This is a genomic window from Thiocapsa sp. C2-2m (genome assembly GCF_041903745.1).
Lineage (GTDB): Bacteria > Pseudomonadota > Gammaproteobacteria > Chromatiales > Chromatiaceae > Thiocapsa > Thiocapsa roseilacustris.
Genome location: NZ_JBBWVD010000069.1, coordinates 1 through 12,262, shown reverse-complemented (window position 1 = coordinate 12,262; position 12,262 = coordinate 1). Strand labels below are relative to the sequence as shown.

General features: G+C 63.0%; 11 protein-coding genes. 7 read left to right on the top strand and 4 right to left on the bottom strand.

The window, feature by feature from the left end; translation table 11 throughout:
* Positions 1-251 precede the first annotated feature (251 nt).
* Positions 252-818, bottom strand: coding sequence for an NUDIX hydrolase (locus AADX97_RS27715; protein ID WP_374236148.1), 567 nt, complete (start codon positions 816-818; stop codon positions 252-254).
* Between the two features lie 554 nt (positions 819-1,372).
* Positions 1,373-1,609, bottom strand: a complete 237-nt coding sequence (locus tag AADX97_RS27710) for a DUF2281 domain-containing protein (protein WP_374236147.1) — start codon at positions 1,607-1,609, stop codon at positions 1,373-1,375.
* Here AADX97_RS27710 and AADX97_RS27705 point away from each other — a divergent pair.
* Positions 1,608-1,931 (top strand): hypothetical protein, encoded by a 324-nt coding sequence (locus AADX97_RS27705; RefSeq protein WP_374236146.1) that lies wholly within the window; start codon positions 1,608-1,610, stop codon positions 1,929-1,931. The two genes, AADX97_RS27710 and AADX97_RS27705, sit on opposite strands and share 2 nt — an antisense overlap.
* 688 nt (positions 1,932-2,619) lie before the next feature.
* Here AADX97_RS27705 and AADX97_RS27700 read toward each other — a convergent pair.
* Both AADX97_RS27700 and AADX97_RS27695 read right to left on the bottom strand, forming a co-directional pair.
* Complete coding sequence (locus AADX97_RS27700; protein ID WP_374236145.1) at positions 2,620-2,862, bottom strand: hypothetical protein; 243 nt, start codon at positions 2,860-2,862, stop codon at positions 2,620-2,622.
* A 259-nt stretch (positions 2,863-3,121) separates the two neighbouring features.
* Complete coding sequence (locus AADX97_RS27695) at positions 3,122-3,892, bottom strand: hypothetical protein (protein WP_374236144.1); 771 nt, start codon at positions 3,890-3,892, stop codon at positions 3,122-3,124.
* A gap of 498 nt (positions 3,893-4,390) precedes the next feature.
* Here AADX97_RS27695 and putP point away from each other — a divergent pair, with 498 nt between their 5' ends.
* From putP to AADX97_RS27665, 6 genes are all read left to right on the top strand, one after another.
* Positions 4,391-5,893 (top strand): sodium/proline symporter PutP, encoded by a 1,503-nt coding sequence (gene putP / locus AADX97_RS27690; RefSeq protein ID WP_374236143.1) that lies wholly within the window; start codon positions 4,391-4,393, stop codon positions 5,891-5,893.
* The gene (locus AADX97_RS27685) at positions 5,890-6,087 is read left to right on the top strand and encodes a hypothetical protein (RefSeq protein WP_374236142.1); all 198 of its coding nucleotides are present in this window, start codon (positions 5,890-5,892) and stop codon (positions 6,085-6,087) included. Before putP ends, AADX97_RS27685 begins: the two co-directional genes overlap by 4 nt.
* A 152-nt stretch (positions 6,088-6,239) precedes the next feature.
* Complete coding sequence (phoB, locus tag AADX97_RS27680) at positions 6,240-6,929, top strand: phosphate regulon transcriptional regulator PhoB (protein WP_374236141.1); 690 nt, start codon at positions 6,240-6,242, stop codon at positions 6,927-6,929.
* A 5-nt stretch (positions 6,930-6,934) separates the two neighbouring features.
* Complete coding sequence (phoR, locus tag AADX97_RS27675; RefSeq protein WP_374236140.1) at positions 6,935-8,395, top strand: phosphate regulon sensor histidine kinase PhoR; 1,461 nt, start codon at positions 6,935-6,937, stop codon at positions 8,393-8,395.
* 53 nt (positions 8,396-8,448) lie between these two features.
* On the top strand, positions 8,449-9,342 hold the full coding sequence (locus AADX97_RS27670; protein WP_374236139.1) for a transporter substrate-binding domain-containing protein: 894 nt from the start codon (positions 8,449-8,451) through the stop codon (positions 9,340-9,342).
* A 153-nt stretch (positions 9,343-9,495) separates the two neighbouring features.
* Complete coding sequence (locus tag AADX97_RS27665; protein ID WP_374236138.1) at positions 9,496-12,219, top strand: response regulator; 2,724 nt, start codon at positions 9,496-9,498, stop codon at positions 12,217-12,219.
* The last annotated feature ends 43 nt before the right edge of the window (positions 12,220-12,262 follow it).

Sequence of the window (12,262 nt, the reverse complement as noted above, 5' to 3'; positions counted from 1 at the left end):
TTCTGCAAACGTCCATACCCGTAGGTTGTGCTGACGATAGGAAGCACAACTTGCGCCTACGGTTGGTTGTGCCTCGCACGGCTCGGCACAACCTACGCCCTTGGCATGAAGGTTTCCGGAAATCGCCTTAGCGGGGACGCGGTTAAAAATGATCTGTTGTTAAATGTTCTAAACCGCGCCGGCTCCAACGGTCGTCAAGTCTGCCGGGGCCGATCCCATCCAAGAACATCGCATACCGCGCCGGGCGCGGTTTAGCAGCCCGCGTCCTCGGAGAGCATTTCGAGGGCGCTCTTGATCATGCCGTGTGCACGATAGAGACCGATGAGCGTCTTGGCGTCTGTGATCTCGCCGTCGTTGCACCAATCCAGGGCCTGCGCCAAAGGCAGCCAATGGACCTCGATCAGCTCGTCCTGCTCATGCGCGAGCGGCTGGCGGGTCAGTCCGCGGGCCATCCAGAGGTGAATCACCTCGGTGAAGACCCCCGGCGAGCTGTGCATCGGCCCGAGATCGCTCCAGTCCTCCGCGGTCAGGCCGGCTTCTTCGGCCAACTCGCGGGTCGCCGTGTCGCGCGGCGTCTCGCCCGGATCGATCTTTCCCGCCGGAAGCTCCCACAGCCAGCCGTCCGCCGCGTGTCGAAACTGGCGCAGCAGACAGACGCGGTCCTGCTCGTCCAAGGCGACCGTGGCCGCCCCGCCGGGATGACGGATGATCTCGAGCTGCACCTCATGCCCGGAGGGCATGGCGACAGTCTCGAGGGCGACATCGATCACCCGTCCTTGAAAGACAGGCTCGCGATTCAGGATCCGTGCTTCGGTCATGGGAAATTCCTCGAATCCGGTCAATGCGCCGGTCGTTGTCGTTGTCGATTACGGCCTTGTTCGTAACTCCGGCCAACAGTCTGGCTCCCACGCTCCAGAGACTGTGCAAGAATTCCTTGTGGGTTGGGCCGAGGAACGAAGCCCGATCGATGAGGTCGAGGTCCCCGCTGGATTGTTGGGTCTCCTGCGTCGGCCCAACCTACGCGGAACCGTCGTTTTCGATCCCGAGCGGGAATACTTGCACAGTCTCTCCAGCGTGGGAGCAAGTGTCAACGCTCCAGCGTCGAGTCGGCACTCGGGCCGCTGGAGCGGCCAGACGGGACTCCGGCCGCACCCCCGGGTACGCCGACTTCAGTCGGCACCTGGGGAAGGCGGACTTCAGTCCGCCGCGCGGGCGCGCTCTGGCGACTGAAGTTGCCCGTCCCCAGGTGCCGGATGAATCCGGCGTACCCAGGCGGTTGTCTCGGCGTTGGAGATCAGTTCCCGCGCCCGTTGGGACAATTTGCGATCCGCAAGGAGGAACCACAGCAACGCATGGGTATCGAGCAGGACTCTCACGGCATGTAATCCTGGAAGTCCTTCAGATGCTCGTCATCCTCCACCAACACTGTCAGCTTGCCTGCGGCACTGCCCGGCGTCCGCGCCCGTCGTTTGGGTGGCTGTAAGTCCCGCTCGGACGCTGGTTTCAAGGCGTACTTGGCTTCAATGAAGCCAACGAAATCGAGGACTTCGCGCGCCAGTTCGTCTGGCAGCGTCCGGACTTCCTCGTAGATCTGTTCAGCGATGGTCATGGTTGCAATCTCCACGTTTGGATCAGTCGCTTTTCTGCCCCGTTACCGTCCTCACCTCGGCCAGCAGATCGCCGAACTTGCTGTCGTTGACCTCGACGCCGTCGTCCGGATCCAGGGCGATGCGCTGGTCGGCGTGATGGCGCAATTCTTCGTCATAGCGGCGCAGCTCGTCGAGCGGCTTGGTGAGCTTGTCGCGCTTCTTCTACAGTCGTTTGGCCCAGGCGCAGCTGCTGCAGCCTTGATATCGGCGGGCGGGGATTCACCGGCCGATCAAGCCGCGATGTGGTCCGACGAAACACGATGCTCCAGGGCATTACGATAAAGATCGATCACGGGTCGGAGAAGCTCAGACATAACCGGTAATCGTCAATCTGCTCGGCTGCGTTAAGCTGAATAAGATTGGTGTTGAGTTGAGTCTCCTGTGAATCTACTCGTATAGCTTTGGCATACGACTTCAGACTCTATTGCAGCCAGTCTGGCTCCCACGCTCCGGAGACTGTGAACGTATTCCTGCGTCGGGCCGAAAGAGAGCATGCCGTAGGCTGGGGTGAGCTTGCGAACCCCAGCATTTTAATCGGTTGCAAATCCGCGGATGCCGGGGTTCGTTCCTCACCCCAACCTACGGTGAATTCTTTCACAATCGCTGGAGCGTGGGAACACGCATAGGGTTGAGCTCTCGGCCTCGATCATCGTTTCGGCCACATCGGCAGTGCCCAGGTCGCCGCCCGCGACCGCTTGGGTACGCCGGATTCATCCGGCACCCCGGGTACGGGCGACTTCAGTCGCCCGAGCGCGCCCGCGCGGCGGACTGAAGTCCGCCTCCCCGGGGTGCCGACTGAAGTCGGCGTACCTGGGGCGTGCGGCCAGAGTTTCGCGTCCGGTTGGGGAACCCAAGAGGCCTGGACGAAACGGTGACCAAAGCCGAGCTCTCCGCGTTAAATCAATCGCTTTTCTGCCCCGTTACCGTCTCCACCTCGGCCACCAGATCGCCGAACTTGGCGTAGTTGACCTTAACGCCGTCGTCCAGATCCAAGGCGATGCCCTTGGTCGGCGAAGTGGCGCAGTTGCTTGAGCTGCTTGGTGAGTTTGTCACGCTCTTTCTGCAGGCGCTTGGCCTGTGCGGAGCTGCCGGCGGCCTGGATGTCGTCCCTGAGCTTGTCGATGAGGGCGGCCATCTTGCTTTGCAGCGGCACCACGTATTCCATCCGCATCCGCGCCAGGGTGCCAGTGTGGTAACGGTGCAGGTAAACCAAGCACTGAAACGCCTTCTGCTTGCCGCTGGATAAACACCATTAGATGGGGCAGTTCTTGTAGGTCTGGAGATGGTCCTTGAAGAAGCGGTCGCTCAGATAGCGGCGGAGGGTCTCGCGGCTGGATTCGTCCTTCTTCGGTGAGAGGTTGGCAGCCAGGAAACTGAGGTTATCTTCTAGGGAAGAAGTGGACAGTGGATAGTGGATAGTTTTTCTTCACGACACACTTCTCTCCCACTATCCACTTTTCACTATCCACTTCTTACCCACTATCCACTCCCCCACCCCATGCTACCGCGATGAGCTCGACCAGTCGGTGGGCGGCATCGTCGTCGAGCCAATCGGTGCCTGTGATGGGGAGTATGCCGTCGGCGTCGGGCGCTGATCGCACGGCGGCGCGGGACGGCGCTGCACGCCATCGACATCCACGCTCTCGGCAATAGGCGCTCAACACCCCTTGCGGATCCGCAGACGCAAATCCGCCGAGCGATTGGTTACGCAGGGCGAGCAATTCCGCGGCGGCCAGCAAGGCGTCGTAGACTGCCGACAGCGTGCGCCGCGGCGCGGCAGCGGTGTCGGGCAGCGTTGCCGTAGCCCAGTAGCCATCCCGGCGCTGTGCGGCGATGGCCCGATTGGCTTGCGGCTTGAGGGTCTGTTGCGTGTCGAGGATCTGATCGCGGAGTCGGCTGGCGATCACCTGCTCGACCAGCAGAAAGGTCTTGACCTCCGCCAGGTGATCGATCGTCAGTGATCCGAGGTGCTGCTCCAGCTTGATGGCGTCGGCCACATGACCCGACAGCCGCTCGTAGGATGCGCCGCGGGTACTGCTGTCGCGCCATTGGGCAAGACAGACCACCGCGCTCGCCGCACCCCGCGGGCAGAGCACGAGTGACTTGAGACTCTCGGGCAGCTCCGCGCGACAGGACTGATCAAAATCCGAAACCAGCAGTCGGAGCAACAGGGTCTTCAGCGTCGGCGTCTCGTCCCGATAGCCGAAGTGACTCGCGACCATGTCCCAAAACGCCGGCTCCACGCCGTATTTCTCCAACTCCTCCCACGCCGGCGGCGGTTGATCCGGATGGCCGTCGGGAGGAGAGCCGTACGCTTGACCTCGGTTTGGAAACGACAGCAGTCAAACCCTAAACTACGCCCTGTCCAGAGCGAGATGCTCGCTTTCGAGTGAGCTCGACCTTGTCTGTATCCATGGCTCTTGGCGGGGACGCGACTTGAAATATTAGAGTTTTTAGGCGAATTCCGGAAACCTTCGTGCCAAGGGCGTAGGTTGTGCCGAGCCGTGCGAGGCACAACCGACCGTAGGCGCAAGTTGTGCTTCCTATCGTCAGCACAACCTACGGGTATGGAAATTTGCGGAAATCGCCTTAATTATTAATTATTAAACCGCGCCATCTCCGGCGGTCGTCAAGTCCGCCTGGGCCGATCCCATCCAACAACATCGCCTACCGCTCCGGGCGCGGTTTAACGCTCCGAGACCGATCCGACAAGGCGCATCGGCCAACCGCAGGGACCCCGCATGTCGACCCAGAATCCGCTCATCCTCGCGTTCACCTTCGCCGTCTACTTCGCCGTGGTCTGGATGATCGGTTGGTATGCCTATCGACGCACTCGGGATCTGTCGGACTTCATCCTCGGCGGGCGGCGGCTCGGCAGCGGGGTGGCGGCATTGAGCGCAAGCGCCTCGGACATGAGCGGCTGGCTGCTGCTCGGTCTGCCCGGATTCGCCTACGCCGCCGGCTTGGAGTCGATCTGGCTCGCCGGCGGCCTCTTGCTCGGTACTTGGGCGAATTGGCGCCTGGTCGCCGCCCGCCTGCGCGTCTTCAGCATGGCATACGGCAACGCCTTGACCCTGCCGGAATATTTCGCCAACCGATTCGATGACCGGGCCGGATGGCTGCGCGGCATCGCCGCCCTGTTCATCCTGCTGTTCTTTCTGCTCTATACCAGCGCCGGCTTGGTGGCCGGGGGCAAGCTCTTCCAATCGGTCTTCGGGTTGCCTTACGTGTGGGCCGTGGCGATCGGCGTCCTCTCCATCATGGTCTACACCGCGGTCGGCGGGTTTCTGGCCGTCTCCTGGACGGATGTCCTGCAGGGGATGCTGATGGCGGTAGCCTTGGTCGCCGTGCCCTTGGTGGCCGTGTCGCAGATCGGAGACACCAGATTGGCGCTCGAGGTGATCGAGGCGGCCAACCCGAACCTGCTGGATCCCTTCACCCGAGCGGACGGCAGCGCGCTGGGCCTCATCGGCATCCTGTCCTTGGCGGCCTGGGGCCTGGGTTATTTCGGTCAGCCGCACATCCTCGCCCGGTTCCAGGCCATCGCCTCGCCCCGAAAGGTCCCGCTGGCCCGCTGGATCGCCGTCACCTGGGTGGCGGTCACGCTGGCGGGCGCGACCTTGACCGGTCTCGCCGGCATCCTGATCATCGAGCAGCCGCTCCAGGGCGAGGCGCGCGAGACGGTCTTCATCCTGCTCGTCGACCTGCTGTTCCATCCCTTGGTGGCCGGATTCCTGCTCGCCGCCATCCTCGCCGCCATCATGAGCACCGCGGACTCGCAGTTGTTGGTCTCCTCCTCCACCTTCACCGAGGACCTCTATCGCACCCTGCTGCGGCGCAAGGCCGGGGCGCGCGAGCTGGTCGCCGTCGGGCGGATCACGGTCGTCGTGATCTCGGTCGCCGCCTTTTGGCTGGCGCTCGACCCGGAGGCCATGGTGCTGGATCTGGTCGCCTACGCCTGGGCCGGCTTCGGTGCAGCCTTCGGCCCGGCACTGGTCCTATCGCTGTACTGGCCGCGCATGACCGGACTCGGCGCGCTCGCCGGGATCCTGGTCGGCGGCTTGACCGTCTTGGGATGGCGACAGCTCCAAGGCGGACTCTTCGACCTCTACGAGATCGTGCCCGGCATCCTTTTCGCGACGCTTGCGATCCTTCTGGTCAGTCGCGCGGACAGGCGCAAACACGAGGGGCTCGCCGCGCGCTTCGCCAAGGTCGAGGCCGAGCTGAAGGCGCCGCCGGCATGAGCGAGCAGCCTGCAACACCGAACGCCGGCCCGCCGCTGCGCGAGTGGAATGAGCTCGGCGCCGAGGAGCAGACTGCGCTCCTGATCGAGTATGGCTATCATCTGGAACAGCTTCCCCCAACCTGCGATCTCCGCACCAAGGTCGAGCGTCTCGGTCAGTGGCTGCAGGGCCGCGGTATCCGCTACACGGGCTGACACCGGCAGAATCATGCGCAACGGGCGACGCTGTCATAGAGACGTCATCAATCGTCAATAGAATGCGCGTCGACATCGGTGACGGATCGCCCCGGCACGGCCGAGGCCCATTTGAAACATCACAGATCACTGCGGACGCGGTTCACAACACCATGACCACCATTCTTGTCGTCGACGATGAACCGGATATTCGCGAGGTCATGCGTTTCGCACTCGAGAACGCCGAGTATCGCGTGATCGAGGCCGCCCATGCGGACGAAGCGCGCAAGCTCCTGATCAACGAGAGCCCGGACCTCATCCTGCTCGACTGGATGCTGCCGGGGCGATCCGGTCTCGAGCTGGCCCAACAGCTCAAGCAGAATCCGAAAAGCCGCGCCGTACCCATCATCATGGTCAGCGCCCGCGGCGAGGAAGAAGACCGGATCAAGGGTCTCGACACCGGGGCCGACGACTACATCGCCAAGCCCTTCTCGCCGCGCGAGATGGTCGCTCGCGTCAAGGCGGTCTTGCGGCGGGCGAAGATCACCGACGAGCCGGCGGACGAGATCGACGTCGGGGGTCTGCGCATCGACAACATCAGCCATCGCGTGACCGCCGAGGGACGCCCCGTCGACATCGCCCCGACCGAATATCGCCTCCTGCATTTCTTCATGACCCACGCCGATCGCGCCTTCAGCCGCTCGCAGCTGCTCGATCAGGTCTGGGGCGATCAGGTCTATGTGGAGGAACGCACGGTCGATGTGCATGTCCGCCGCCTGCGCAAAGCGCTCGAGACGTCCGGCCACGACCGACTGCTCCAGACCGTGCGCGGTGTGGGCTATCGCTTCTCGGACAAGACCTGACGCGATTGGCCGGCAATCCAGACCCACGGGGAGAGTCCTGGCGTCGCGCCTTGTCGTTCGAGGTGTGGCTGCTCACGGCCACGACCGTCCTCTGCACCGCGCAGTGGCTGCTCGCTCCCGAATGGGCCTGGGTCTGGACGCTGATTCTCGTCGCCTATCTGCTGCGTCATCTTTACCTGCTCACGCGTCTTGCGGTTCTGATCCGACGCCATCACCGACTCATCCCGCCCTTTCCACTCGGACTCTGGGGCGAGATCTATCGCAGCATCGCGCAGTATCAGCAACGCGGTCGTAAGGGCCGCAAGCGCCAGATCCGCTTCACCCGTCGCTTTCGCGAGGCGGCCAACGCGGTACCGGACGGTCTGGTCATCCTCGACAAGCTGCATCGGGTGGATTGGGCGAACCCCGCTGCAGCGGCCTTGATGAACGTACACTGGCCCGAGGACGACGGGCGGCCGCTGTTCGAGATCCTGACTCACCCGGATCTCAAGGGCTTTATCGAGGCCGGCGAATCCCTGCGGCCGATCGATTTGGCCCCGGAGCACAACCGCGCACTGATGCTGTCGCTGCGCATCACCCCGTTCGGCGAGCGCAAGCGCCAGCGCCTTGTGGTCGCACGCGACATCACCAAGATCTATCACCTGAACATGATCCGGCGTGACTTCGTCGCCAACGCATCGCATGAGCTGCGCACGCCCCTGACCGTCATCGCCGGCTTTCTCGAGAGCCTGATCGACGCGGAGGCGACACCTGCGAACCATCGTCGCCCCTTGTCCCTGATGCACAATCAGGCCGAGCGCATGCGCCTCATCATCGAAGACCTGCTGACACTCTCGCGTCTGGAGATGCACGAGCATCCGGAGGTGCAGGAGCGGGTCGATGTCCCGGACGAGCTGCATCTGATCCTGCAAGAGGCGCATGCGCTGAGCAACGGCCGGCATGCGTTCTCGACCGACATCAACGAGAACCTGCTCTTGATCGGGAGTCAACCCGAGCTGCGCAGCGCCTTTTCAAATCTCGTCTTCAATGCGGTCAAGCACACACCCGACGGCACCGAGATCCATGTCCGCTGGTCGGCAAGGAGCGACAGCTTGGAGCTGCGCGTCGAAGACAACGGGCCCGGCATCGCGCCCGAGCATCTGCCGAGGCTGACTGAACGTTTCTATCGCATCGACAAGGCCCGCTCGCGCGAATCCGGAGGCACCGGGCTCGGGCTCGCCATCGTCAAGCACATCATGAACCGGCACGATGCGCGCCTGCTGATCGCGAGCGAGATCGAGCGGGGCTCGACTTTTTCGTGCATCTTCCCACGCGCTCGGGCGATCCTCCGAGAAGAAGCCGAACAGGGCACCGCACCTTCCACGCTGCCAGACCCGACGGCCGAAGCCCGATCGCCCCCTGCGTCGGATACGGCAAGCTCCCACTTGGACCAAGGCGGACGCCTTGCCAACTCTCATTTAACCTAAACCGCGCCGGGCGCGGTTTAAAGCCGGTCGAAATAGGCTCGGAGGATTCACTGATGGACGACTTAAGCAAAGGTCTCGCCCTCGGCTTTGCCCTGTTCCTCGCCGGATTCTCCTCGACCGCTTGGTGCGCGGATCTCGACGAGATCCGGGAGCGCGGCGAATTGCGTCATCTCGGCATCAAATACGCCAACTTCGTCACCGGCTCAGGTGACGGTTTCGACGTTGAATTGGTGAAGGGCTTTGCGCAGGATCTCGGTGTCGACTATGTCCTCGTCGACACGAATTTCTACAACGTCATCCGCGATCTGTTGGGCAAAGAGGTCGTGCGCAACGGCTCTGAGGTCAGCCTCGAAGGCGACTATCCGGTCCGCGGGGACATGATCGCAGCCGGATTCACCGTGCTCCCCTGGCGCGAGCAGGTGCTGCTGTACTCACAACCCACCTTTCCGTCTCAAGTCCTCCTGGTGGCCCGCTCGGAATCCGAGCTCTCGCCGATCCCAGGTAGCAACGACCTCTCCCGTGATATTCTTCAAACCAAGGCGATGATCGGATCCAAAAGCCTCTTGGTGATGGAGCAGACCTGTCTCGACCCGGCCAACTATGGCCTGACCGGTGCCGGGGTCGATCTGAAGTCCTACACCAAAAGCTCGAACCTCAACGAGATGGTCCCGGCGCTGCTCAACGAAGAGGCGGAGCTGACCCTGTTGGACGTCCCGGATGCCATTCTCGATCTGAAGAAATGGGCCGGCACCATCAAGATCATCGGGCCGATCTCGGAGCATCAGGATCTTGCCGCCGCTTTTCCGAAGAGCGCACCCGCTCTGCGTGACGCCTTCGACGACTACCTCGCGAGAATCAAGGCCGATGGCACCTACGATCGCTTGGTCGATACCTACTACCCGGGGATCCGCCGCTACTTTCCCGCGTTCTTCGACCGCGACTCCTGACCCGGACGTCGCCGGAGCGCCACACACCCGATCACGTCGAGAACCGCAAGCCCCGTCCGAGCGGCGTGACCCCGCAATGCAGTGCGATCGCCACTTGAGCGCTCGACAAGCCTCCTCCGGCAGGCGCGCAGCGATCGCTCGATCCTCACCAAGATGGCCTTGCTAGGTCGACTCACCCCGCGCTGGCCGCTCCTCTTAGCGGTCATCTTCTGCGTCTATACCCTTGTTCTCCTTTGGAATGTCTTCACGGCACAAGACCTGCTGCGCTCCGCCGCGGACGCTCGATTGGTTGCGGACAGCCAACGTCGCGCGATCGCAGTCGCCGACTTCATCGCCGAGCGCCGCAGCAGCGCCGCCGACCTCGCCGAAAGCCATGAGATCGAGGCCTACCTGATCAATTTGGCCTTGGGCATGTCGTTGCAGTACGGACTGAACACCAATCTCGACGCCATTGAGCAGCGTTTTCGCCGACATCTCAAGCAGAAGACCTTGCGTGGGTCGCCCCTCTACCAAAGGATCCTCTACCGAGACGAGGAGGGAAAGACACTCGTCGATCTGCAGCCCGAGGCGCCACCCGTCGAGCTCCCGGACGGATTCGAGCATGAACCCAAGCTCGCGATCGAAGATGAAACCCATCGCTTCGTCGTAAGCGCCCCGGTCGTCCACAAAGGGATGCACAAAGGCGTCGTCGTCACCGTCGGCAATCTCGATCAACTCGCCTGGCTGCTGATCTCGAGCGGGGAGGACGCGACATCCTCGGCACGCTATCAGGAGCTTCTCGTCGGGCCGAACGAACTGATGATCGTGCCGCCCGGACGTCAGATCGGGGTCGATCCCGAGTTAGCGTCCGCGCTTGCGCGCCTGCCCGAAGACAGCCTGATGCCAATCGGCGCCGGCCCGGATCGCCGATCGGACCGTCGGGGGGACCGGCGGGGGGAGCATCGGGCGGATTTCGCGGGGTGGCTGGCGGTGCGCAGCGCAGTCGAGGGTACGCCCTTGTCGTTGCTCACCTTGATGACGGAAACCTCCCTCTACGGCCATCTGAGCTCGCGGCTTTTTCTCTACACCTTGGGTGCCTTCCCCTTCGTGCTGCTGTTTGCGGCGGTCGCCTTCGATCGCATGCGGTTGCGGGCGATTCTATTCGAGGAAAAATATGCCCGATCGGATCTTCTGCGCGACCGCCTCGAGCACCAGAACGAACGACTCTCCGAGGAGATCGCGCGCCGCGAGGCGTTGGAGCAGGACCTGCTCGACCATACCCATCGGCTCGAAGACATGGCTGAATCCCTGAAGACCAGCGTCGCCCGCGCCGAGGATGCCAGCCGCGCGAAATCCGAGTTTCTGGCGGCCATGAGCCACGAGATCCGAACCCCGATGAACGGCATCATCGGGATGACCGAATTGGCCCTGGAGACACCACTGACCGAGGAACAACGCGACTGTCTCCTCGTCGTGAAGTCATCGGCCGACGGCCTCCTGACCATCATCAACGATATCCTCGATTTCTCCAAGATCGAGGCCGGTAAGCTGGCGGTGGAGTCGATCGATCTCGACCTGCATGCCCTCGTCACGGAGATCATGCGCTCCTTGCGCGTGAAGGCACAGGAGAAACCGCTGGAGCTCCTCAGCGAGCTCGCGCCCAGCGTCCCGCGCCGTTTGATCGGCGACCCGGGCCGTTTGCGCCAGATCCTCGTCAACCTTCTGAACAACGCGATCAAGTTTACCGAGCGGGGCGAGGTCGCTCTGCACGTGGATGCACGACCGATCGCGGACGATCAGGTGGAGGTTCATTTCGCCGTGCGCGACACCGGGATCGGCATCTCCGCGGAGAATCAGGCGCGCATCTTCGATGCCTTCTCGCAGGAGGACGGCTCGATCACGCGTCGTTTCGGCGGCACCGGTCTGGGTCTGACGATCTCCACTCGGTTGGCCGCCTTGATGGGTGGACGCATCTGGGTCGAAAGCACACTCGGCAAGGGCAGTAGCTTCCATATCACCCTGCCGCTCGGCGTCGGCGTTGGTGACTTCGCGGCACAGCAAGCGCCCGAGCTAAGCGGAAAGCGCGTCTTGCTGGTCGACGACAACGCGGTCAATCGCCGGATTCTCTGCCGCATGCTCGTGCTTTGGGGCATGGAGGTGACCGAGGCACGCAGCGGAACCGCGTGTCTCGCCATCATCGGCGACCCGGAAACCAGGGCATTCGATCTGCTCTTGGTCGACTACGAGATGCCCGATCTCGACGGTTTTGCGGTCGTCGCCACGCTCAAGCGGATCCCGCTCATACAACACCCGAAAACGATCATGCTCTCCTCGGGCGTCATACCCGGCCATACCGAGCGCTGCAGAGACTTAGGTATAGAGGCCCTCCTCGCCAAGCCCGTCGCCTACGACGAGCTGCTGAAAGCCGTGCAAAACGCCTTGGGCGAGCGCACGCGGGATAAGGCGCCCGAGTCCCCACCGCAAGCGCCTTCACCGGGGCAAGCCGCAAAGCCGCTCAAGCTCCTGCTGGCCGAAGACAACCTGGTCAATCAGAAACTCATGATCCGACTTCTCGGCAAGTGGGGCCACGAGGTGACCCTGGCCAACAACGGCCAAGAGGCGTTGGAGCAGGTCGAGCGCGACACCTTCGATCTGATTCTGATGGACATGCAGATGCCGGTGATGGGTGGTTTGGAGGCGACCCGGCTGATCCGCGAGCGCGAGGCCGCCGACCCGACGGCGACACGCACCCCGATCCACGCCCTGACGGCCGCCGCGCTCTCTGAGGAGCGCGCGGCTGCGCTGGCTTGCGGTGTCGACGGTTATCTCACCAAGCCGCTTGACCGGGTCAAATTGCTCGACCTGCTCGAGCGTCTGGCCGCGGCGGGGGAGGAGTGAGGAGTGAGGAGTGAGGAGTGAGGGGTGAGGGGTGAGGGGTGAG